Source organism: Nocardiopsis oceanisediminis, from assembly GCF_048595525.1.
GTDB classification, from domain to species: domain Bacteria; phylum Actinomycetota; class Actinomycetes; order Streptosporangiales; family Streptosporangiaceae; genus Nocardiopsis_A; species Nocardiopsis_A oceanisediminis.
The window spans coordinates 1,932,343-1,955,717 of sequence record NZ_JAFMZJ010000001.1; the positions used below are offsets into that span (position 1 = coordinate 1,932,343).

Below are 23,375 nucleotides of genomic sequence, written 5' to 3' on the forward strand. Positions count from 1 at the left end.
GATCCAGTGGCCTTTCAGATCAGCGCGGCCGAGGCGCGGGAGTTCAAGCGGGCGGTCGGTGTCGAGATCAGCCCGGAGGTGCTCAGCCGGGCCCTGACCCACCGCTCGTACGCCTACGAGAAGGGCGGGCTGCCCACCAACGAGCGCCTGGAGTTCCTGGGCGACTCGGTGCTGGGCCTCATCGTCACCGACACGCTGTTCCGCAACCACCCCGACCTGCCCGAGGGGCAGCTGGCCAAGCTGCGCGCGGCCGTGGTCAACATGCGGGCCCTGGCCGACGTTGCCCGCGGCCTGCGCATCGGCGGCTTCATCCGGCTGGGCCGGGGCGAGGAGGGCACCGGCGGCCGGGACAAGTCCTCCATCCTCGCCGACACCCTGGAGGCCCTGATCGGCGCGGTCTACCTGGACCTCGGCCTGGACGCCGCCTCCGAGCTGGTGCACCGGCTGTTCGACCCGCTCATCGCGACCGCCTCCGGGCTCGGCGCCGGCCTGGACTGGAAGACCTCGCTGCAGGAGCTGACCGCCTCGGAGCTGCTCGGGGTCCCCGAGTACCACGTCGACGAGAGCGGCCCCGACCACCAGAAGACCTTCCGCGCCACGGTGCGCGTCGCCGGCGAGGACTACGGCGCCGGCGAGGGCCGCAGCAAGAAGGAGGCCGAGCAGCAGGCCGCCGAGTCGGCGTGGAAGGCGATCAAGGCGCGGGCCGAGGCGCGCGCCGCCGAGGCCGGCGGGCAGCAGGGGCGGGCCTGACGTGCCGGAGCTCCCCGAGGTCGAGGTGGTCCGGGCGGGCCTGGAGCGCTGGGTGGTCGGCCGGGCCCTCGGCCCGGTCGAGGTGCTGCACCCGCGCTCGGTCCGCCGGCACGCGGCCGGCGCGGCCGACTTCTCCGGCCGGCTCTCCGGGCGGACCGCCGTCTCCGCCGACCGCCGCGGCAAGTACATGTGGCTCACCCTGGACTCCGGCGACGCGCTCCTGGCGCACCTGGGGATGAGCGGCCAGCTGCTGGTGCAGCCGGGCGGCGGCCCCGACGAGCGGCACCTGAGGGTGCGGCTCGGCCTCCCCGCCGACGGCCGCGAGCTGCGCTTCGTCGACCAGCGCACGTTCGGCCACCTGATGGTCGCGCCGCTGGTGCCGGCGGCCGGCGGCGGCGCGCTCCCGGACGTGATCGCGCACATCGCCGCGGACCCGATGGACCCGCTCTTCGACGAGGAGGCGTTCACCGCGGCGCTGCTCCGGCGGCGCACCGAGATCAAGCGGGTCCTGCTGGACCAGTCCCTGATCAGCGGGATCGGCAACATCTACGCCGACGAGGCGCTGTGGCGCAGCCGGCTGCACTGGGCCCGGCCCGCCTCGGGGCTGCGCCCGGCCAGGGTCGCCGAGCTGCTCGGGCACGTGCGCGCGGTGCTCGCCGAGGCGCTGGCCGAAGGGGGCACCTCCTTCGACAGCCTCTACGTCAACGTGAACGGGGAGAGCGGCTACTTCGAGCGCGGGCTCAAGGCCTACGGCCGCGAGGACGAGCCGTGCGAGCGGTGCGGGGCGCCGATCCGCCGCGAGGCGTTCATGAACCGCTCCTCCTACAGCTGCCCGCGCTGCCAGCCCCGCCCGCGGGGCGCGGCGGCCGGCGCCCGGCGGTAGCCGCCGGAGGCGGCGGGGCGAGACCTGCGACACGGAATCCGGGAACCGGAGGGAACGGGGGAGAGATGGGCGCCGACGGGGAGCCGGTGCGGCTGACGGCCTGGGTGCGCGGCCGGGTGCAGGGGGTCGGATTCCGCTGGTGGACCCGGGCCCGGGCGCTGGAACTGGGGCTGACCGGCGCGGCGACCAATCTGGCCGACGGCAGGGTCGAGGTCGTGGCGGAGGGCGGCCGGGACGGCTGCGCGCGCCTGCTGGAGCTGCTGGAGGGCGGCGGGGCGCCCGGCAGGGTCGATTCGGTGGTGCCGCGCTGGAGCGAGTACCGGGGTTCCTTCACCGGTTTCGCCGAACGATGAGTATCCTGGTCCGGTGACGCGGTCCGCGGGTCGCCCCGCAGAGCTTCCCGCACGGCGGGGAGGGGGCGCCTCTCAGGCGGATCGTGCGCCGTTTCCTGCCCTGGTCACGGCGCAGTTACGTACAGTTCCTTACAACCTTGACCGGTGACGTTCGCGGTGAGACTCTGGAAGACAGACCGCGCTCCGAGACCCACGAGGAAGGCGGCGCGACTCTGCCCGCCGTGGCTCATGGGCGCGTGAACCTCATCTGGTCACTCAATGTGGAGGACCCACATCATGGCGAAGGCTCTGTTCGGCCACGTCGGTGGTCCTGACCCGCGTATGGTTCAGGAGATGCGACGGCTGCAGAAGCGGGTACGCGACCTTGAGGACGAGATCGGGCGGCTGCAGGACAGCAACGATCGCCTGTCCGAGGCCATGGCCGAGGTCGCGGTGAACGCGACCGAGCGCGAGCCCGCTCTCGCCTAGCGACCCGCGGTACGCGACGCACCACGGCAAGGGGCGCCCGAACAGAACGAACCCGGCGTCCCTCGGGTGCACCTCCGGGAACGCTCCACCACCCCCGGTGCCCCCATCCGCGCAGAGCGTCCCCCGGCGGAACCGCCTCCTCCCGGCGGCCCGCGGGCGCATCCGCGCGGCGGAACGTGCAGGCGCCCTGCCGTGCCCGATCGCGCTCTAGGCGATTCCGACCCTCTCTAAGCTCCGACCCTTTCACGGTCGGTGTACCCCCGGGACTTTTCTCACAATCCTTGCCCGAAGGGCGGACTCTCGGACGCGATGCGGCCACCGCGAACCGCCGGTCATGGCACCCTTGACTGACCGGTCGGGGGGCGGCCGGGGAGGTCGACCGAGTGAAGGGGCCCGGGGGTGTACCTGAAGAACCTGACGCTGCGCGGCTTCAAGTCCTTCGCCTCCGCCACCACGCTCCGCTTCGAGCCCGGGATCACCTGCGTCGTCGGCCCGAACGGATCGGGCAAGTCCAACGTGGTGGACGCGCTCGCCTGGGTGATGGGCGAGCAGGGGGCGAAGAGCCTGCGCGGCGGCAAGATGGAGGACGTCATCTTCGCGGGGACGTCCTCCCGAGCCCCCCTGGGGCGCGCCGAGGTCAGCCTGACCATCGACAACTCCGACGGCGCGCTGCCGATCGACTACACCGAGGTCACCATCAGGCGGACGATGTTCCGCAACGGCGGCTCGGAGTACGCCATCAACGGCGACACCTGCCGCCTCCTCGACATCCAGGACCTGCTCAGCGACTCCGGCATCGGCCGCGAGATGCACGTCATCGTCGGCCAGGGCCAGCTGGACACCGTGCTGCACGCCGGCCCGGAGGAGCGCCGCGCGCTCATCGAGGAGGCCGCCGGCATCCTCAAGCACCGCAAGCGCAAGGAGAAGGCGCTCCGCAAGCTCGACGCGATGCAGGGCAACCTGGACCGGGTCACCGACCTCACCGCGGAGCTGCGCCGCCGGCTCAAGCCGCTGGGCCGCCAGGCCGAGCTGGCCCGGCGCGCCGCCGTCATCCAGGCCGACCAGCGCGACGCCCGGCTCCGGCTGCTCGCCGACGACATCGTCACCCTCCGGGAGGCCCTGGACAAGGAGGAGGCCGACGAGGCGGAGGTGCGCGGCCGCCGGGAGGCCGCCGAGCGGTCGCTCGCCGACGCCCAGCGCCGCGAGTCGGTACTGGAGGAGGCGGCCGCCGAGGCGGCGCCCGCGCTGGCCCGCGCCCAGGAGGCCTACCACGGGCTGTCCCGGCTCAAGGAGCGGCTGGACGCGGTGGCCGGGCTGGCCGCCGAGCGGCACCGCAACCTCTCCGCCGGACCGGAGGAGCAGCGCACCGGGCGCGACCCCGAGGAGCTGGAGCGCGAGGCCGAGGAGGCCGCCGCCCAGGAGGAGGAGCTGCAGTACCGGCTGGACGAGGCGCGCGCCTCGCTGGAGGAGGCCGTCGCCCGGCGCGCCGCCTCGGAGTCGGCGCTGGAGACCGAGGAGCGCCGGCTGGCCGCCGCGGCCCGGGCCGCCGCCGACCGCAGGGAGGGCCTGGTCCGGCTGCGCGGCAAGGTCGAGGCGCTGCGCAGCAGGCTCACCGCCAGCGAGGACGAGGTGCGCCGGCTGGACGACGCCGCGCTGGAGGCCCGGGAGCGGGCCGAGGCCGCCCGGCTGGAGCACGAGGAGGCCGCGGCCGCCTCCGAGGGCCTGGAGGAGGGCGACGCCGAGCTCGACGCGGCCCTGGAGGCCGCCCGCGCCGAACTGGAGGCCGCCGAGGCCGAACTGGGCGGGCTGCGCTCCGCCGAGCGCACCGCCGAGCGGGAGCGTGCCGCGCTCACCGCCCGGAAAGAGGCCCTGGAGATGGGGCTGGAGCGCAAGGACGGCGCGGCCGCGCTGCTCGGCGCCGGGGAGCGGCTGCCCGGCCTGATCGGGTCGCTGGCCGGGCTGATCGACGTCGAACCGGGGCGGGAGACCGCGGTCGCCGCCGCCCTGGGCGCCGCCTCCGACGCGGTCGCGGTGGACGGGCACGGCACCGCCGAGACCGCGCTCGCCCTGCTCAGGGAGGACGACGCCGGCCGCGCCGGGATCGTCGTCGCGGCCGCCCCCGGCGCCGCCGAGCCCCGCTCCCGGTGGCCGGAGCCGCCGGAGGGGCTGCGCTACGCCCGCGACGCGGTCACCGCCCCCGAGGCGCTGGACGCCGCCCTCACCGCCCTGCTGGACCGGGTGGTGCTGGTGGCCGGCGCCGCCCAGGCCCGCTCGGTGCGCGCCGCCGACCCCCGGCTGAGCTGCGTCACCCCCGACGGCGACGTGTTCGGGCCGGTGCTGGTGCGCGGCGGTTCGGCGTCCGCGCCGAGCCTGCTGGAGGTGCAGGCCGCGGTGGAGGAGGCCGGCGAGCGGATCGCGGCCGCCGCGGACGCGTGCGAGCGCGCCGCCGCCGGGATCGCCGGGGCCGAGGAGCGCCGCGCCGCGGCCAAGGCCGCCCTGGCCGAGCTGGACGCCCGCCGCCGCCAGGCCGACAAGCGGCGCAACGAGATCGCCGGGCGCCTGGGCAAGCTGGGCGGCCAGGCGCGCGCCGCCGAGGCCGAGGTGGAGCGGTATGCGGCCGCCGCGGCCAAGGCCGCCGCCGGGCGCACCGCCGACCTGGACCGGCTGGCCGAGCAGGAGCGGCGGCTGGCCGCCGCCGAGGCCGAGCCGGCCGAGGACGGCGAGCCGGACACCGGGATCCGCGATGAGCTGGCCCTGGAGGCCGCCGAGGCGCGGCGGCTGGAGACGGAGGCCCGGCTGGCGGTGCGCACCGCCGAGGAGCGGGCCCGCTCCATCGCCGGGCGCGCCGACGGCCTGCTGCGCCAGGCCGAGGCGGAGCGGGAGGCGCGGCTCCGCGCCGAGCAGCGGCGCCGGCTCCGCGCCGAGCAGTCCCGGGTGGCCGAGGCGGTCGCGCAGGCGGCCGGGCTGGCCCTGGAGCGGATCGGCTCCTCGCTGGCCGAGGCGGACACCCGGCGCGCCGAGGCCGAGCGGCTCCGCGCCGAGCGCGACGCCGAGCTGAAGACGGTCCGGGCCCGGGTCCGCGAGCTCTCCGTCGAGCTGGAGAAGCTGGTCAACGTGGTGCACGGCAGCGAGGTCGCGCGGGCCGAGCGCAGGCTCCGCCTGGAGCAGCTGGAGACCCGCGCCCTGGAGGAGATGGGCGTGGAGGTCCCGGTGCTGGTCGCCGAGTACGGCCCGCGCGTCCCGGTCCCGCCGCCGCCCGGCGCCGAAGGGGAGGACGCCGTCCCGCTGCCCTACGTCCGCGAGGTGCAGGAGAAGCGGGCCAAGGAGGCCGAGCGGCAGCTCAACCGGCTGGGCAAGATCAACCCGCTGGCGCTGGAGGAGTTCGCCGCCCTGGAGGAGCGGCACTCCTTCCTCAACGCCCAGCTGGAGGACCTCAAGAAGACCCGGCGCGACCTGCTCACCGTGGTCAAGGAGGTGGACGACCGGGTGCAGGAGGTCTTCTCCTCCGCCTACGCCGACGTGCAGCGCGAGTTCGAGCAGATCTTCGCCCGGCTGTTCCCCGGCGGCGACGGCCGCCTGGTGCTCACCGAGCCGGACGACATGCTGGCCACCGGCGTCGAGGTGGAGGCCCGCCCGCCCGGCAAGCGGGTCAAGCGGCTCTCCCTGCTCTCCGGCGGCGAGCGCTCGCTGACCGCGGTCGCCTTCCTCGCCGCGATCTTCAAGGCGCGCCCCTCCCCGTTCTACGTGATGGACGAGGTCGAGGCGGCCCTGGACGACACCAACCTGCAGCGGCTGCTGCTGATCTTCGAGGAGCTGCGCTCCTCCTCGCAGCTGATCGTGATCACCCACCAGAAGCGCACCATGGAGGCGGGCGACGCGCTGTACGGCGTCACCATGCAGGGTGACGGGATCTCCAAGGTGATCAGCCAGAAACTGGAGCGCGCCGCGGGCTGAACCGGCCCTGCCCCCTGCTCAGGGGAGCGGCCTGCGCGGGCAGAGCGTGCACGGCGCACTAAAGTGGACATGACGGCCCGAGTGCCCCGCGTGCGGGGCGCCGGGCCGCGGCACCGACCGAGCGAAGTCCGGCGGGCGGCCCCGCCGCCCGGTGATCCGGCGCTGTCCCGCAACTGTGACGCCCGCCGAGAGGCGGGACGAGCCAGGCCGCCTCGCCGGTGCCGGCGACCACTGTCCTCGTGGAAAGGGCGGTCCGCACCCGGCGGGCCGGGCGCCTTCCACCCTCGACGAAGGAGTCCCGTGCGCATCGCACGTCTGGCACCGGCGGTCCTGCTGCCCGCCGTTCTCGTACTCACCGGCTGCGGCGGCGGCGAGCAGCCCGCCGAGGACAAGGCGGAGGGCGGCGGCGCGTTCCCGGTCACCGTCACCGACGCCCGGGGCGAGGTCACCCTGGACGCCCGCCCGGAGCGGATCGTCTCCCTCTCCCCCACCTCCACCGAGATGCTGTTCGCGGTCGGCGCGGGCGAGCAGGTCGCCGCCGTCGACGAGTACTCCAACTACCCGGAGGAGGCGCCCACCACCGACCTGTCCGGGTTCACCCCCAACGTGGAGGCGATCGCCGAGGAGGACCCCGACCTGGTCATCCTCGCCCGGGACGCGGAGAAGACCGCCGACCAGCTGGAGAAGATCGACGTCCCGGTCCTGGTCCTGGACGCCGCGCAGACCTTCGACGACACCTACGCCCAGATGCGGCTGCTCGGCGAGGCCACCGGCAACGCCGAGGAGGCCGACACCGCCGCCGGGGAGGTCGAGGAGGACATCGAGAAGATCGCCGCCGAGACCAAGGAGGGGCTCGGCGACGAGTCGCCCACCGTCTACCACGAGGTCGACGAGGGGATGTACTCCGCCACCTCCGACACCTTCATCGGCCAGGTCTACTCCGAGCTGGGGCTGACCAACATCGCCGACCAGGCCGAGGGCGCCGCCGAGTCCGGCGGCTACCCGCAGCTCTCCCCGGAGTTCGTCGTCGAGGAGAACCCGGACCTGATCTTCGTCGCCTACCCCGGCGCGGACGCGGTCTCGGAGCTGAAGAAGCGGGACGCCTTCGACACCGTGACCGCGGTCAAGGAGGACGGCGTCGTCCAGTTCGACGAGGACATCGCCTCCCGGTGGGGTCCGCGCATCGTCGACCTGGCGCAGAGCGTCTCCGACGCGGCCCTGGCCGCCCAGGGGTCCTGATCGGCGTGGGGGCTCGGAGAGCGGCGGCGTGGGCCTGGTTCGCCGGCGCGGCCGCCTTCCTCGCGGCGGCGGTCCTCCTCGGGGTCGCGGCCGGCTACGCCTCGATCACCCCCGGCCAGATCGCCGGGACGCTGGTCGCCAAGGCCGTGCCGGGGATGGAGCCCCCGCTGAACGACCGGCAGCTCGCGGTGCTGGTGGAGCTGCGCCTGCCCCGGGTGGTGCTGGGGGCGATGGTCGGTGCGCTGCTCGCCGTCGCCGGCGCCGCCTACCAGGGCGTCTTCCGCAACCCCCTGGCCGACCCGTACCTGCTCGGGGCGGCCGGGGGCGCCGGTCTCGGCGCCACCCTGGTGATGGCCTTCGGGTCGGCCTGGTTCGCGGGGCCCCGCGCCATGGTCCCGGTGGCCGCCTTCCTCGGTGCGCTGATCGGCGTGGCCGCCGCCTACCTGCTGGGCCGCTCCGCGGGGCGGAACGGCACCGCCTCCCTGGTGCTCGCCGGCGTCGCGGTCTCCTCCTTCCTGTCCGCGGTGCAGACCCTGGTCCAGCAGATGCGCATCGACGAGCTGCAGCGGATCTACGCCTGGCTGCTCGGCGGGCTGTCCAAGGGCGGCTGGGAGGACGTGGCGATGGTCGCCCCCTACGCGATCCTGGGCACCGCGGTCGTGCTGGTCTGCGGCCCGCTGCTGGACCTGCTGGCCCTGGGCGACGAGAAGGCGGTCAGCCTGGGCCTGAACACCACCGCGGTGCGGCTGGTGGTGATCGGCGCCGCATCGCTGGCCACCGCGTCGGCGGTCGCGGTCGCCGGGCTGATCGGCTTCGTCGGCATCGTGGTGCCGCACGTGGTGCGCCGCCTGGTGGGCACCGGCTACCGGCTCATCCTGCCGATGTCGCTGCTCTGCGGGGCCGGGTTCCTCGTCCTGGTCGACGTTCTGGCGCGCACCGTCATCGCCCCGGCGGAGCTTCCGCTGGGGGTGGTCACCGCCTTCCTGGGGGCCCCGTTCTTCATCGTGATCCTGCGCACCACCCGGCACCGCGCGACCTGACCGGGCCCCGGGCGTGACCGGATCGCGGCCGCTGGTCTGCGAAACTGGTCTGCGCCGCGCCTTCCGCCCCCGACCAGGCCGGGCCTGCGGCCGACCGGGCGCGGCGCCCCGCGACGAGGGGCGGTGCCATTGACGCGTCCCACTTCTCGACCGCGGGCCGGGGGACCTCGCAAGGAGACTGATGGACTACACGATCTTCGCCGTTGCCGTATTCGTCGTCGCCCTCCTGGTGTTCGGCGGCGTCTTCCTGATCAGGCCGAGGCGCCCCGGAAGCGGAGCCGACGAGCGGCCCGCCGACGAGGGCCGGGAGGCGGCCGCCACCGCGACCGCGGAGCCCGAGGCGCCCGAGCGGGAGGCCGGGCCGGCCGAGCGGATCGACGTGACCGAGGGGGCCGAGCACGCCCCGCCGGCGGAGCCGGAGCCCGCCGCGCCCGAGATCGAGACGCCCCCGCCGTCCGCCGGCCGGCTGGTCCGGCTGCGCGCCCGGCTGGCCCGCTCGCAGAGCGTCTTCGGCCAGGGCCTGCTCACCCTGCTCTCCTCCGACAAGCTGGACGACGACGCCTGGGACGAGATCGAGGACACCCTGATCACCGCCGACATCGGCGTGACCTCGGCCTCCCAGATCGTCGAGAACCTGCGCACCAAGGTCAAGGTGCTGGGCAGCCGCACCCCCGAGGAGGTGCGCGGACTCCTCCGCGAGGAGCTGCTCGCGCAGATCGGGACCGAGACCGACCGCACCGTGCACACCGGCCCGCACGGCGACCGGCCGGGCGTGGTGATGGTCGTCGGGGTGAACGGCACCGGCAAGACCACCACCACCGGCAAGCTCGCCCGGGTGCTGGTCGGCGACGGCCGCAGTGTGGTGCTGGGCGCCGCCGACACCTTCCGCGCCGCCGCCGCCGACCAGCTGGAGACCTGGGGGAGCCGGGTCGGTGCGCCGGTCGTCCGCAAGGACGAGGGCGCCGACCCCGCCAGCGTCGCCTTCGACGCGGTCTCCCGCGGCGTCGAGGAGGGGGCCGACACCGTCATCGTGGACACCGCCGGCCGGCTGCACACCAAGACCGGGCTGATGGACGAGCTCGGCAAGGTCAAGCGGGTGGTGGAGAAGAAGTCCCAGGTGGACGAGGTGCTGCTGGTGCTGGACGCCACCACCGGGCAGAACGGGCTGCGCCAGGCCCGGGTCTTCGCGGAGGTCGTCAACATCACCGGCATCGTCCTCACCAAGCTGGACGGCACCGCCAAGGGCGGCATCATCGTCCAGGTCCAGCGCGAGCTCGGCGTCCCGGTCAAGCTGGTCGGCCTCGGCGAGGGCCCCGACGACCTGGCGCCCTTCGACCCGGAGGGCTTCGTCGACGCGATCCTCGGCGGCGCGGAGGAGGGCTAGCCCGCCGCACCGGGAACGCACCGGGGCCGGCCTCCCAGCAGGGAGGGCCGGCCCTTCGCCGTCTCCGGGGCCGGGAGCCTCCCCGGGCGGCGCCGGGCCCGGTGCCCGAGCGGGCCCGCGTCACCCGCCCGTAACGCGCGGACGAGGTGTTTTACAGCTGCGCAACAAGCCCAGAGCGGTGGGGAAACACGGCGGGCGGACAGTTGCCGTCGAGGCGTTCACGCGGTGCCCGACGATGTGCTCGCGCCGTCCGCCGGCGGATCCCCGCATCCCCCACCCGTATTTCCCTGAAGGCCGTTCAAGGAGGCGACCCATGGAAGGGCTCGACACGGGCACCACCGCGTGGCTGCTGATCAGTGCCGCTCTGGTGATGCTGATGACGCCGGGGCTGGCGTTCTTCTACGGAGGCATGTCCCGCGCCAAGAGCGTGCTGAACATGATGCTGATGAGCTTCGCCAGCATCGCGGTGGTCAGCGTGCTGTGGGTGCTGGTCGGGCACACGCTGGCCTACGGCGGCGGCTCCGGACCGCTCAGCCCGTTCATCGGCGGGCTCGACGACGCCGGCCTGAGCAGCATGATCGGCGAGATCGACGCGGAGGGCGGCTACCCGCTCCTGGTCGACGCCGGCTTCCAGATGATGTTCGCGGTCATCACCGTCGCCCTGATCAGCGGTGCCATCGCCGACCGGGCCAAGTTCGGCGCCTGGCTGCTGTTCGTCCCGGTGTGGTCCCTGCTGGTCTACTTCCCGGTGGCGCACTGGGTGTGGGGCGGCGGCCTGGTGCAGATGCTCGACATCGGCGGCGCCGAGGTGATCGACTTCGCCGGCGGCACCGCGGTGCACATCAACGCCGGTGCCGCCGCGCTCGCCCTCACCTTCGTGCTGGGCCGCCGCAAGGGCTTCGGCTCGGAGTCGATGCGCCCGCACAACCTGCCCTTCGTGCTGCTCGGCGCGGCCCTGCTCTGGTTCGGCTGGTTCGGCTTCAACGGCGGCTCCGCCTACGCGGCGGACGCCTCGGCCGCCCTGGCGCTGGTCAACACCCAGGTCGCCACCGCCGCCGCGACCGGCGCCTGGATGCTGGTGGAGCGGCTGCGCTACGGCAAGGTGACCGCGCTCGGCTTCGCCTCCGGCGCCATCGCCGGCCTGGTCGCCATCACCCCGGCCGCGGCCGACGTGACCCCGGTCGGCGCGATCGCCCTGGGCCTGCTCGCCGGCGGGGTCTGCGCCTACGCCATCAGCTGGAAGTTCCGGTTCAAGTACGACGACGCCCTGGACGTGGTCGGCATCCACATGGTCGGCGGGATCATCGGCTCCCTGGCGCTGGGGCTGCTCGCCTCCGAGGCCGCCGGCGGCAACACCGACGGGCTGCTCTACGGCGGCGACGGCTACCTGCTGCTGGTGCAGCTGGTCGCGGTGGCCGGGGTGGCGCTCTACTCCTTCGTCCTCACCTACGTCATCGGCAAGGCCATCGACCTGGTGATGGGCTTCCGGATCCCGGTCCACGTGGAGACCAACGGCCTCGACGGCGAGCTGCACTCCGAGACCGCCTACGCCTTCGACGAACTGGACGAATACGAGCTCTCCTCGCCGACGCCTCCGGGCGAGGAGGTCGCCCCGCGGTAGGTCCCGGACCCCGCCGCTCAGCGCCGAGCGGCGGGGTCCGGGCCGGTGACGCCGCAGGGCGGACCCTGGGCCGACGACGGGCCGGCGCCCGCGCCGGCCCAGCGGTGCGTCCGGGAGCGGAACGGCCGGAAAGCGGGGCGGTACGGGAAGTCCGGGCGATTCGTGAGCCGTCGTTTGCCAGGAGTGAGGGCGGGATTCGGTACTCTGGCACGCACGGAAGGGCCGGACGGCGCCCGCGGCTGCTCAGCCGCGGCCGGTACCGCCTGGAGCGGCCCTCCGGAACCGCGCCCGGAGCCCTCGGAGGCTCCCGCGCGTCCCGTGACCGACTGAAGAGAGCCCGACATCTCCGCGCACCCCGGAACGAGAGCCGTGCCGCGGGAGCGCCCGCAACGGGCCTGGAGGCAAGATGGCGCCGGTTAAGTCCAGCAGACGACGGTCGAACGGACCGCTCACCTATGCCGCGATGGCGGCTGCGGTCGCGCTCGGCGCGTCCGGCTGCTCCCTCGACCTGAGCGATCTGACCCCGGGCGGCGGGGGGGAGCCCAGCGCGACCGAGGCCGCCCCGGTCGACGCCGCGCCGGTGTTCGAGGGAGCCCTGGAGCAGCTGCGCTCCGCCCCGGCCGTCGCGGTCCAGGGCAAGGTCGCCGCAGGTGAGGGCAAGGAGGGCGTGAACGACACCGCCCTCACCGTCACCAGTGCCGGCACCACGCAGGGCACCTACAAGGAGGGGGAGAACGAGGCCGAGGTACTGGAGGTCGACGGCCGCCTCTTCGTGAACGCCGCCGACGAGTTCTGGCTCGACCAGAGCATCGCCAACCCCGACTCCAGCGAGTACGCCGGGTCCTGGGTCCGGGTCGCGCCGTCGATGCTGGGGGTCGACCCCGGCCAGGTGCTGGCCCCGGACGCGCTCGCCGACATCCTGGAGGGGCTGGGGACCAAGTCGGCCAAGGCCGAGCTGGAGGACCTCGACGGAACCCCGGGCTACCGCGTCGACCTGGAGGGCGGCGAGAAGAACCGGGTGTGGATCAGCGAAGAGGAGCCCTACCGGCTGCTCCGGATGGAGATCGAGAACCTCGCCCCGGAGGGGGAGGAGGAGGGCTCCCGGGTCCAGCTCGACCTGACCCAGCCGGAGCAGGCCGACGTGGACAAGGTCTACGACGACGCGATCACCGCCACCGAGGAGGAGCTGACCTCCTCCCGGGACGCCCGGATCGCGCTGCAGTGGGACGGCCAGCTCCAGCTCGACTGCCAGACCGGCGGCCAGTGCACCATCTCCGGCACCGCCAAGGACGTCTCCGAGGGCGAGGGCGAGGGCAAGGTCATCGTCCGGCTCGACGCGACGTTCAAGAACGACGAGCTCGGCGAGAAGAAGTGCAACGCCTCCGAGGTGCTGGCGGCGGGCGGCAGCGTGGGCATCTCGTGCAGCGCCGACTACGCGCTGGAGCCCAGTGAGCAGCCGCAGGAGTACGAGATCAACGCCAGCGGCCTGCTCTCCACCCGCGGGCTGAGCAAGTCGGCCGGCGAGGAGATCGCCAAGAGCCTGAAGGAGGCCAAGAAGGCCGGGGCCTCCGGCGGCGAGGCCTCCCCCGAGGAGGAGGGCGCCTCCGAGGAGCCCGCCGGGGGCGGCGGGAACTGATCCCGCCCCTCTGCGCCCCGGGCCGGCCGACCGGCCCGGGGCGCTCGCACGCGGACCCGAAAGGGGCCGCGACCGGGGGCGCGCGACGGGCGCCCCGGCAGGTAACCTAGGAAGCCAATCCCGAGACGAAGGACTGGCCACACTCGTGTTCGAGACGCTCTCCGACCGGCTGACATCGGTCTTCACCTCGCTGCGCGGCAAGGGCCGGCTGTCCGAGGAGGACATCAACGCCACCGCGCGGGAGATCCGCCTCGCGCTGCTGGAGGCGGATGTCGCCCTGCCCGTGGTCCGCGAGTTCATCGGGCGGATCAAGGAGCGTGCGCGCGGCGAGGAGGTCTCCAAGGCCCTCAACCCGGCGCAGCAGGTCATCAAGATCGTCAACGAGGAGCTCGTCGAGGTCCTCGGCGGCGAGACCCGCGAGATCCGGTTCGCCAAGAACCCGCCGACCGTCATCATGCTCGCCGGCCTGCAGGGCGCGGGCAAGACGACGCTGGCCGGCAAGCTGGCCCACTGGCTGGCCGCCCAGCGCAACACGCCGCTGCTGGTCGCCGCCGACCTGCAGCGCCCCAACGCCGTCACGCAGCTGCAGGTGGTCGGCGAGCGCGCCAAGGTCCCGGTGTTCGCGCCGCAGCCGGGCAACGGCGTGGGCGACCCGGTCCAGGTCGCCCGGGAGGCCGTCGAGCACGCCGAGCGCTCCAACCACAACGTCGTCATCGTCGACACCGCCGGCCGGCTCGGCGTGGACGCCGAGATGATGCAGCAGGCCGCGGACATCCGCGACGCGGTGCGGCCGGACGAGATCCTCTTCGTCGTCGACGCGATGATCGGCCAGGACGCGGTCAACACCGCCCAGGCCTTCCTGGACGGCGTCGGCTACGACGCGGTCGCCCTCACCAAGCTGGACGGCGACGCCCGCGGCGGTGCGGCGCTGTCCATCCGGCACATCACCGGGCGGCCGATCATGTTCGCCTCCACCGGTGAGAAGCTGGAGGACTTCGACCTCTTCCACCCGGACCGGATGGCCTCGCGCATCCTGGACATGGGTGACGTGCTGACCCTGATCGAGCAGGCGCAGCGCACCTTCGAGCAAGAAGAAGTCGACAAGATGGCCGGCAAGCTGGCCTCCGACGAGGACTTCACCCTCGACGACTTCCTCGAGCAGATCAGCATGGTCCGCAAGCTGGGCCCGATCGGCAACCTGCTCGGCATGATGCCCGGCATGGGTCAGATGCGCGATCAGATCAACAACGTCGACGACCGCGACCTGGACCGGATCACCGCGATCATCCGGTCGATGACCCCGGGGGAGCGGCAGAACCCCAAGCTGATCAACGGCTCCCGGCGGCTGCGCATCGCCAACGGCTCCGGCACCCAGGTCGGCGACGTGAGCGGCCTGGTCACCCGGTTCTTCGAGGCGCAGAAGATGATGCGCCAGATGAAGAACGGCGGGATGCCCGGCATGCCGGGGATGCCGGGCATGGGGGGCAACCGGAAGAAGGCCAAGGCCCAGGCGAAGAAGGCCAAGAAGGGCAAGCAGCGCAGCGGCAACCCGCTCAAGGCCAAGCAGCAGGAGGCGGAGAAGGCCGCCGAGCGGCAGCGCCGCCGCGAAGAGGGCGGCGGGCAGCAGCAGATGCCGGACCTGCCCCCGGGCCTGGGCGGCGGGCAGCTCCCGCCGGCCCTGGGCGGCGGCAAGATGCCCGACCTCTCCGCGTTCAAGCTCCCCGAGAAGTGACCCTCCGCCCCGGGCCGGCCTCCGGCCCGGGGCGGTGCCGCAGGGTGTGAGTTCGGGCGCACCGCGGCACCGGTACGGCCGCCGCGGCCGGGCCCCGGGGGCGGGCGGGGGCGGATCGACCCGCCCGGGGAGGCCGGGACGCACCCGGCGCCGCCGCGGCTCTGGCATAATCGACGGTGCGACTCACGGCACCGGGCCGGCCCTCTACTTGCCCGGCGCCCACGTCCGGCCAGGACGGCCCCCGCAACCCCACGCGGAGCGCTTTCCGGCACCCACATCGTCATAGCAGGAGAAACCACTCCGTGGCTGTCAAGATCAAGCTCAAGCGTATGGGGAAGATCCGTACGCCGCAGTACCGCATCGTCGTCGCCGACGCCCGCACCAAGCGCGATGGCAAGGCCATCGAGGAGATCGGCAAGTACCACCCGAAGGAGCACCCCTCCTTCATCGAGGTCAAGTCCGAGCGGGCGCAGTACTGGCTGTCGCAGGGGGCCCAGCCCACCGACGCGGTGAAGACCATCCTGAAGCGCACCGGCGACTGGCAGGAGTTCAAGGGCCTGCCCAAGCCGCAGAAGCCGCTCCAGGTCGCCGAGCCCCGGAACAAGGAGGCCGAGGAGGCCGCCTTCCAGGCCGTGCTCAAGGAGCTCGTGCTGCCCGACAACGAGGGCAAGGGCAAGGGCAAGAAGTCCGAGAAGAAGGCCGACAAGGCGGCCGAGAAGCCCGCCGAGGCCGAGGAGAAGCCCGAGGGCGAGGCCTGACGTGCTGGAAGAGGCGCTTGAGCACCTGGTCAAGGGCATCGTGGCCAACGCCGACGATGTCCAGGTGAGAGCCCGCAGGCTCCGCAAGGGCAAGGTGCTCGAAGTCCGGGTCCACCCCGACGACCTCGGGAAGGTGATCGGCCGCAACGGCCGCACCGCCAAGGCGCTGCGGACCGTCGTCGGCTCACTGGCCGGCGGCAAGTACGTCCGCGTCGACCTGCTGGACCTTCACGAAGTGCGCTGAACCGCGCACCGGGGCGCCGATCCTGACGGGTCGGCGCCCCGGTGTCATGTCCGAAAGAGGGCCGAGCGGCCCCGGACCCGCCGGACCGCGCCCGGCACCCCTCGCCGAGGGGAAGGCGGCACACCGCCGCCCGCGCGGAGCCATCGAGAGACGACTGGGAGAGGGATGCGCCTCGTTGTCGGCCGGATCGGCCGGGCCCACGGAATCCGCGGCGACGTCGCGGTGGACGTGCGCACCGACGACCCCGTCCTGCGCTTCGCCGTCGGCGCCCGGCTGCTCACCGACCCCGAGCGGACCGGGCCGCTGACGGTGGCCGCGGTCCGGAGGCACTCGGGCCGGCTGCTGGTCCGCTTCGAAGCGGTCGGCGACCGCGACGCGGCCGAGGCCCTGCGCGGCACCGTGCTGCTGGTGGAGTCCGACGAGATCGCCCCGCTGGACGACCCGGACGAGTTCCACGACCATGAACTGATCGGGCTGCGCGCGGTCACCGTCGACGGGGCCGAGGTCGGCACCGTCGCGGACGTGCTGCACCACGCCCAGGACACCCTGGTGATCGACCGCGGCCCCGGCGCCGAGGCGCTGGTGCCGTTCGTCCGGGAGATCGTTCCCGAGGTCGACACCGAAGCGGGGCGGATCACCATCGACCCGCCCCCCGGGCTGCTCGAGCTGGGCGCCCCCGAGAGAACCGACTGACCGCCCATGCGCATCGACATCGTCACCATCTTCCCGGACTACTTCGCGCCGCTGGAGCTCTCACTCATCGGCAAGGCGCGGGCCGCCGGCATCCTCGACGTGCACCTGCACGACCTTCGCTCCTGGACCTACGACCGGCACAACACCGTCGACGACACGCCTTGCGGCGGCGGGCCGGGCATGGTGATGAAGCCCGAGCCGTGGGGGGAGGCGCTGGACGCCGTCATCGCGGCCGGCGCCGCGGCGCTGGGCCGGCCGGACGCGGTGCCCACCCTGGTGCTGCCCACCCCCAGCGGGGTGCCGTTCACCCAGGCGAAGGCCGGCGACCTGGCCGCGGAGCCGTGGCTGCTGTTCGCCTGCGGCCGCTACGAGGGGATCGACTCCCGGGTCGCGGAGGAGGCCGCCGAGCGGATGCCGGTGGTGGAGCTGAGCATCGGCGACTACGTGCTGGCCGGCGGGGAGTCGGCCACGCTGGTCATGGTCGAGACGGTCTCCCGGCTGCTCCCCGGTGTGCTCGGGAACACCGAGTCGGTCACCCAGGACTCCTTCGCCCCGGGTGAGATGGAGAACCTGCTGGAGGGGCCGGTCTACACCAAGCCGTCGGTGTGGCGCGGCCGGGAGGTGCCCCCGGTGCTGCTCTCCGGCAACCACGGGGCGGTCGACCGGTGGCGCCGCGACCAGGCGCTGCGCAAGACCGCGCGGAACCGGCCGGAGCTGCTGGACCGGATTCCGGCCGACCGCCTCGACCGCCACGACCTGGAAGTCCTCGAAGGCGTCCGGTTACAGGCCGGGCCCGAATCTATGGCAGACTAGACGAGTTGCCCCTGCCGTAGACGTTTGTCCGTACGCTGTCGGCTGTCGCCCACGGCCGCGGAGAATTCCGCCAGAGGCACACCTTCGACCCCGGCAGCAGAATCCGCCCGCGCGAACCGCAATGTCCGTCGCCGCGGCGCGCAACCGATGAGGAATCGCTGAGATGCACACCGCTATCCAGGAGCTTGAGAAGACCCAGCTGCGCTCCGACGTTCCCGACTTCCGCCCGGGCGACACGCTCAACGTGCACGTGCGGGTCACCGAGGGCAACCGGACCCGTGTCCAGGTCTTCAAGGGCGTCGTGATCCGGCGGCAGGGCCCGGGTGCCCGGGAGACCTTCACGGTCCGCAAGATCAGCTACGGCGTCGGTGTCGAGCGCACCTTCCCCGTGCACACCCCGGTGATCGAGAAGATCGAGGTCGCCTCCCGCGGCCGCGTCCGTCGCGCCAAGCTGTACTACCTGCGCAACCTGCGCGGCAAGGCCGCCCGCATCCGCGAGCGCCGCGAGCCGATCGCCAAGTAGCGTCCGGCGGCGCCGGTTCCGGCCCGGCGCATTGCACGGCGCCCGCGGCGCCGCTCGGATAAGCTTCGTTCCCGATGAGCAACGAAGCGTCCGACCCGAAGCAGACTGGCTCCCCCGAGCATGAGCACGGGGGAGCCAGACCCGTCTCCGGGGCGGAAGGGGCCGATGGGCCGGATGATCCCGGGGGGAGCGCGCAGAACGAGATGAACGCCAAGAAACAGGACACGGGCGCGAAGTCGGGCTCCTTCTGGAGAGAGCTTCCCCTGCTGATCGTGATCGCGCTGGTCTTGGCGTTCGTCATCAAGACCTGGGTGGTCCAGCCGTTCTTCATCCCGTCCAAGTCGATGGAGGACACCCTCCAGATCGGCGACCGGGTCCTGGTCAACAAGCTCGTCTACCAGGTCCGCGAGATCGAGCGCGGCGACGTGGTGGTGTTCAACGGCGCGGGCACCTGGGACGAGGAGGGCGTCCGGCCGGAGCCGTCGGGCAACCCGGTGAACCGGGCGTTCACCTGGGTCGGCCAGCAGCTCGGCGTGCAGCCCACCGGCAAGGACTACATCAAGCGGGTGATCGGCGTCGGCGGCGACACCGTGGAGTGCTGCGACGCCGAGGGCAGGGTCCTGGTCAACGGCGAGCCGCTGGACGAAGACGCCTACCTCTACCCGGGCAGCCGGGAGACGCACACCGAGTTCGGCCCGGTCAAGGTGCCCGAGGGCCGACTGTGGCTGATGGGCGACCACCGGCAGATCTCCTATGACTCCCGGCTGCACCAGAACGATCCCGGCGAGGGGACCATCGCCGAGGACGACGTGATCGGCCGGGCGTTCGTGCTGGTGTGGCCGTTCGACCGGATGACCACGCTGCCCATCCCGGAGACCTTCGAGCCGCTGAACGAGGAGGGCGAGAAGGCCGCGGCCGCCGCACCGGTGCCCGACGCGTCCCCGCTCGCCCTCGGCGTGGTCGGCGTGCTCCCGCTGCCGCTGCTCTCCCGCCGGCTGCGCCGGCGCGCCCCGTACGCGCAGGATTCCGCCGAATGACAGCGCGCGGTTGACAGATGCCGCATGATGGACCTGGGGCGGAAGACGTCCGCTTTCGAGCATGGCGGGACCAGTAGGCGCCGAACGGGGCGAAGGGGGCCGGGCCGGCGGACCTGAAGTGCACGACGGAAGCGAGTGCGAGATGAGTTCTGAGGACCTGGAGAAGTACGAGGCCGAGATGGAGCTCCAGCTCTATCGGGAGTACCGCGACGTCGTCGGCCTGTTCAGCTACGTGGTGGAGACCGAGCGCCGGTTCTACCTCACCAACCACGTGGATCTGCAGCCGCGGAGCACCGAGAACGGCGAGATGTACTTCGAGGTCGCGATGGAGGACGCCTGGGTCTGGGACATGTACCGCCCGGCCAGGTTCGTGCGCAACGTCCGAGTGGTGACCTTCAAAGACGTCAACGTCGAGGAGATCACCAAGTCCGACCTGGAGGTCCCGCCGGGCGGCCGCCCGCAGGGCTGATCCCGATACACGTACCCGACCCGAGGCGGGGGCCGCACGGCCCCCGCCTCGGCCGTTCCCGGAGATCTCCCCGGCCCGCCGCCGGGGGAGAGGTGGGGAGGCGGAGCGGGGAAGGCGGGGAAGGACGGGGGACAGGAGTCCCGGCCGGGTGCGGCGCCTCGCGGAGCGAAGGCTCAAGCGGGCGGCGAGGGTAGGGGGCGTGCCAGCCGGTCGGTCGGGCGCGGCGCCTCGCAGGGCGGGGGTTCAAGCGGGCGGCGACGGCGCAGGTAGGGGCGGGGCCAGGCGCCCCGGCCGGGCGCGGCGCCTCGCGGAGCGAAGGTTCAAGCGGGCGGCGACGGCGCAGGCAGGGGCGTGTCGGCTGGTCGGGCGGGCGCGGCGCCCCACGGGGCCGGGGTTCAAGCGGGCGGCGAGGGCGGGGAGAGGGACCGGCTGGTCGGTCGGGTGCGGCAGGGCGGGCCGGGGCGGCGTTCACCGGTCCGCCCCCGGGCGCCCGGCGAGGGGGAAGAGGAGGAAAGCGCTGTTCCGGTGGTGGGGCCGGGCCCGCCGCGCCGGCGGAGGGGGTTATGTCCGCTGTGTCGGATCGCCGGCGGGGATCGGGCGGGCCGGGGGTGCCCTGCGCACCTCGGCGGCACCCCCGATGACATCTACCGGCGAGTAGCACCCCCGGAAGCCCCGCCGCCCCCACCGTGGTCACTCAGAGTGGCCGAAGCGGGGCCCGCCGGGAGGACGAATGCGACATCCCGCCCCCTCACCGCCCCTCCCCAGGGTTCCGGCCCGGCCTTTCCCGCCTTCCCGGCGGCACGAGTCCCCGATCACCGTCGGAACCGGGGCCGTTCGGGCCTTCCGGGGCCCGTTCCGGCCCGGGATGCGCGCCCGGGAATCAGCGAGGTGCTCTCGCGGTGCGCAGGCCGCCCCCCACCGCCGTCACCCTCCGTATTCGCCCAGGTCAGGGTGGTGTCGGTGGTCGCCGGGCGGCCCGCCCCGGCGCCGGGGCGGCGCGGGAACGGCGAACCCGCCCCCTCACCCGCCCCACCGCCCTGCCGCAGGCGACCCGCCGACCCCGGCCCACTCCCGCCCTCGCCGCCCGCTTGAACCTCGGCCCCGCGAGGCGCCGCGCCCGCCCGACCGACCGGCCGGCACGCCCCCTGGCCTCGCCGCCGCCCGTTTGAACCTCCGCTCCGCGAGGCGCCGCGCCCGGGCGACACCCGCGCCCCGCCCCTTCCTCTGCCCTCGCCGCCTGCTTGAACCTTCACTTCGCGGGGTGCTGCGCCCGACCGACCGGCACGCCCCCTGCCCTCGCCGCTGGTTTGAACCCCCGCCCCGTGGGGCGCTGCGCCCGGCCGAGATGCCCGGCCCCGCCCCTTCCTCTGCCGTCGCCGCCCGCTTGAACCTTCACCCCGTGAGGCGCCGCGCCCGGCTGACGCCTTCACTCCGTCCCTACCTTCGCCGTCGCTGCTGGTCTGAACCCTGGCCCCGTGGGGCGCCGCGCCCGGCCGGGGTGCTCTGCCCGGCCCCTACCCGGGCCCTACCCGTGCTCCGCGGCCGTTCGCAGGGCCGCCGGATCCGGCTGTCCACAGGGGGCCGTCCACAGGCGGCGGATCGGTCCCCCGCTGCGCGGGCGGAGCGGCCACGGTGGAGGGCGGAGGTGGTCGGAGATGGGCTTCGAGACGCGGAGGCGGACCTGGAGCCGGGCGGCGCTCGCCCGCTACGGGGAGGACCTGGCCGCGGCGCACCTGCGCCGCACCGGGCTGCGGATCCTGGCGCGCAACTGGCGCTGCCGGGAAGGCGAGATCGACATCCTCGCCCGCTGGGGCGGCACGCTGATCGTGGTCGAGGTGAAGACCCGCACCGGGCTGCGGTTCGGCACGCCGCTGGAGGCGGTCGACCGGAGCAAGCGCAGACGGCTGCGGCGGCTGGCCCGGCTGTGGCGCGAGGAGAACCGGCGCGCCGCCCCGCCGCGCACCCGGGTCGACGTGATCGGCGTGCTGGTCCGCAGGGACGGCCGCGCCTATCTCCGGCACGACCGGGGGGTGGCCTGAATGCCGATCGCCCGTACCCGCTCGGTGGCGCTGGTCGGCGTCGAAGGGCACCCGGTCGAGGTCGAGGCCCACCTGGGGACCGGCCCGGCCGCGGTCACCCTGGTCGGGCTGCCCGACACCGCCCTGCGCGAGGCCCGGGACCGGATCCGGGCCGCCGTGGCCAACTCCGGGGAGAGCTGGCCCGACTGCGGCATCACGGTGAGCCTCTCCCCGGCCAGCCTGCCCAAGCGCGGCAGCGGATTCGATCTGGCCATCGCCGCCGCCGTGCTCGGCGCCGACGGCGCGGTCCCCGCCGAAGGCGTGCACGACAGCGTCTTCCTCGCCGAACTCGGCCTGGACGGCCGCACCCGCCCGGTCGGCGGGGTGCTCCCTGCGGTGCTGGCGGCCGCTCGGGCCGGCCTGCACACCTTCATCGTCGCCCGGGAGAACGCCGCCGAGGCCCGGCTCGTCCCCGGCGTCGAGGTGATCGCGGTCGGCTCGCTGCCCGAGCTGTTCGCGCGGCTGCGCGGCCGCCCGGTCGAGGAGACCGACCATCAGGAGGACACGGAGGAGGAGCCGGACCCGCCTGGGCGCCGCCCCGACCTCGCCGACGTCGCCGGCCAGCCGATGGCCCGCCGGGCCCTGGAGATCGCCGCGGCCGGCGGCCACCACCTGCTGCTGGTCGGACCGCCCGGAACAGGGAAGAGCCTGCTCGCCGAGCGGCTGCCCACCATCCTTCCCGAGCTGTGCACCGAGGACGCGGTGGAGGTCACCGCGGTGCACTCGGTCGCGGGGACCCTGCCCCGGGGCGGGCCCCTGATCACCAGGCCCCCGTACAGCGCCCCGCACCACTCGGCCACCCGCGCGGCGATGGTCGGCGGCGGCAGCAGCGTCATCCGTCCGGGCTGCGTCTCGCACGCCCACCGGGGCGTGCTCTTCTTGGACGAGGCCCCGGAATTCCAGCGGGGCGTCCTCGATGCGCTCCGCCAGCCGCTGGAGACGGGCGAGGTCCTGGTCTCCCGGGCGGCGGGCGCGGTCCGGTTCCCCGCCCGCTTCCAGCTGATGATGGCCGCCAACCCGTGCCCCTGCGCGCGCCCGGGGGCGGCCTGCATCTGCCCCGCCGCGGTGCGCCGCCGCTACCTGGGCACGCTCTCCGGGCCGCTGCTCGACCGGGTCGACCTCAAGCTCGAACTCCAACCGGTGACCCGCGCCGAGCTCCTCGCCGACCGGGCCTTCACCGAGGACTCCGCCACCGTCGCGGCCCGGGTCGCCGCGGCCCGGGAGCGCGCGGCCGACCGGTTCAAGGGCACCCCCTGGAGGGCCAACGCGGAGGTGCCCGGGGCCGAGCTGCGCCGCACCTTCCCGGTGGGCGACGCGGCCCGCGGCGTTCTGGCCGGGGCGATGGAGCGCGGTGAGATCAGCGCCCGCGGGGTCGACCGCACCCTGCGCGTCGCCTGGACCCTGGCCGACCTGGACGGCAGCCCGGCCCCCGAAGGCGACCACGCGGCCCTCGCCTACGCCCTCTGGTCGGGAGGCCACCCATGACCCGGGCACCGCACCGCGCCGGGGCCGGCGCCCGAGCCCCGGAGGGCAGAGCGGCCGGCCGCCCCGGGGCCGCAGTGCAGGGAGCGGGGGGAGCGGCACCGGGGACGCCGACCGCGTCCGCGCGCCCGCCCGGGGAGCCGGGCCCGGACCGCCCCTCCGGGGCCGCCCGCGCGGCCGTGCGCCCGCCCGGGAGCGCCGCCGGGGGAGGGAGCGCG

General features: G+C 74.2%; 20 protein-coding genes. All 20 read left to right on the plus strand.

Annotation, left to right across the window (positions count from 1 at the left end; genetic code table 11):
• Positions 1 to 6 precede the first annotated feature (6 nt).
• A complete protein-coding gene (gene rnc / locus J0910_RS08780) occupies positions 7 to 750 on the plus strand; it encodes a ribonuclease III (RefSeq protein ID WP_420158024.1) in 744 nt (247 codons plus the stop codon).
• 1 nt (position 751) lies between these two features.
• On the plus strand, positions 752 to 1,633 hold the full coding sequence (gene mutM, locus J0910_RS08785; RefSeq protein ID WP_420158025.1) for a bifunctional DNA-formamidopyrimidine glycosylase/DNA-(apurinic or apyrimidinic site) lyase: 882 nt from the start codon (positions 752 to 754) through the stop codon (positions 1,631 to 1,633).
• Positions 1,634 to 1,698: 65 nt separating this feature from the next.
• Complete coding sequence (locus J0910_RS08790; RefSeq protein WP_420158026.1) at positions 1,699 to 1,986, plus strand: acylphosphatase; 288 nt, start codon at positions 1,699 to 1,701, stop codon at positions 1,984 to 1,986.
• Positions 1,987 to 2,262: 276 nt separating this feature from the next.
• Positions 2,263 to 2,454, plus strand: a complete 192-nt coding sequence (locus J0910_RS08795) for a hypothetical protein (RefSeq protein ID WP_017592602.1) — start codon at positions 2,263 to 2,265, stop codon at positions 2,452 to 2,454.
• Positions 2,455 to 2,853: 399 nt separating this feature from the next.
• Positions 2,854 to 6,408 carry a chromosome segregation protein SMC gene (smc, locus tag J0910_RS08800; protein ID WP_420158027.1) on the plus strand — a complete coding sequence of 1,185 codons (3,555 nt, stop codon included), beginning with the start codon at positions 2,854 to 2,856 and terminating at the stop codon, positions 6,406 to 6,408.
• Between the two features lie 300 nt (positions 6,409 to 6,708).
• On the plus strand, positions 6,709 to 7,647 hold the full coding sequence (locus J0910_RS08805) for an ABC transporter substrate-binding protein (RefSeq protein WP_420158028.1): 939 nt from the start codon (positions 6,709 to 6,711) through the stop codon (positions 7,645 to 7,647).
• Positions 7,648 to 7,652: 5 nt separating this feature from the next.
• A complete protein-coding gene (locus J0910_RS08810; RefSeq protein ID WP_420158029.1) occupies positions 7,653 to 8,687 on the plus strand; it encodes a FecCD family ABC transporter permease in 1,035 nt (344 codons plus the stop codon).
• Positions 8,688 to 8,868: 181 nt separating this feature from the next.
• Positions 8,869 to 10,071 (plus strand): signal recognition particle-docking protein FtsY, encoded by a 1,203-nt coding sequence (gene ftsY, locus J0910_RS08815; protein ID WP_420158030.1) that lies wholly within the window; start codon positions 8,869 to 8,871, stop codon positions 10,069 to 10,071.
• A gap of 313 nt (positions 10,072 to 10,384) precedes the next feature.
• Positions 10,385 to 11,692, plus strand: a complete 1,308-nt coding sequence (locus J0910_RS08820) for an ammonium transporter (RefSeq protein WP_420158031.1) — start codon at positions 10,385 to 10,387, stop codon at positions 11,690 to 11,692.
• Positions 11,693 to 12,155: 463 nt separating this feature from the next.
• On the plus strand, positions 12,156 to 13,328 hold the full coding sequence (locus J0910_RS08825) for a LolA-like protein (RefSeq protein WP_420158032.1): 1,173 nt from the start codon (positions 12,156 to 12,158) through the stop codon (positions 13,326 to 13,328).
• Positions 13,329 to 13,473: 145 nt separating this feature from the next.
• The gene (ffh, locus tag J0910_RS08830; protein ID WP_420158033.1) at positions 13,474 to 15,060 is read left to right on the plus strand and encodes a signal recognition particle protein; all 1,587 of its coding nucleotides are present in this window, start codon (positions 13,474 to 13,476) and stop codon (positions 15,058 to 15,060) included.
• Between the two features lie 302 nt (positions 15,061 to 15,362).
• Entirely contained in the window at positions 15,363 to 15,818 is a 456-nt protein-coding gene (rpsP, locus tag J0910_RS08835; protein ID WP_420158034.1) for a 30S ribosomal protein S16, read from the plus strand.
• A 1-nt stretch (position 15,819) separates the two neighbouring features.
• Positions 15,820 to 16,062, plus strand: coding sequence for an RNA-binding protein (locus tag J0910_RS08840; protein ID WP_420158035.1), 243 nt, complete (start codon positions 15,820 to 15,822; stop codon positions 16,060 to 16,062).
• Between the two features lie 165 nt (positions 16,063 to 16,227).
• Positions 16,228 to 16,755, plus strand: coding sequence for a ribosome maturation factor RimM (gene rimM / locus J0910_RS08845; RefSeq protein WP_420158036.1), 528 nt, complete (start codon positions 16,228 to 16,230; stop codon positions 16,753 to 16,755).
• A 6-nt stretch (positions 16,756 to 16,761) separates the two neighbouring features.
• A complete protein-coding gene (gene trmD / locus J0910_RS08850) occupies positions 16,762 to 17,568 on the plus strand; it encodes a tRNA (guanosine(37)-N1)-methyltransferase TrmD (RefSeq protein ID WP_420158037.1) in 807 nt (268 codons plus the stop codon).
• Positions 17,569 to 17,731: 163 nt separating this feature from the next.
• Positions 17,732 to 18,091 carry a 50S ribosomal protein L19 gene (gene rplS, locus J0910_RS08855; RefSeq protein WP_420158038.1) on the plus strand — a complete coding sequence of 120 codons (360 nt, stop codon included), beginning with the start codon at positions 17,732 to 17,734 and terminating at the stop codon, positions 18,089 to 18,091.
• Between the two features lie 203 nt (positions 18,092 to 18,294).
• Entirely contained in the window at positions 18,295 to 19,128 is an 834-nt protein-coding gene (lepB, locus tag J0910_RS08860; protein ID WP_420158039.1) for a signal peptidase I, read from the plus strand.
• A 142-nt stretch (positions 19,129 to 19,270) separates the two neighbouring features.
• Entirely contained in the window at positions 19,271 to 19,597 is a 327-nt protein-coding gene (locus tag J0910_RS08865; RefSeq protein ID WP_420158040.1) for a DUF2469 domain-containing protein, read from the plus strand.
• A 1,655-nt stretch (positions 19,598 to 21,252) separates the two neighbouring features.
• Positions 21,253 to 21,636 carry a YraN family protein gene (locus J0910_RS08870; protein WP_420158041.1) on the plus strand — a complete coding sequence of 128 codons (384 nt, stop codon included), beginning with the start codon at positions 21,253 to 21,255 and terminating at the stop codon, positions 21,634 to 21,636.
• Positions 21,637 to 23,160: a YifB family Mg chelatase-like AAA ATPase gene (locus tag J0910_RS08875; protein ID WP_420158042.1), complete on the plus strand. Its 1,524-nt coding sequence runs from the start codon at positions 21,637 to 21,639 to the stop codon at positions 23,158 to 23,160.
• The last annotated feature ends 215 nt before the right edge of the window (positions 23,161 to 23,375 follow it).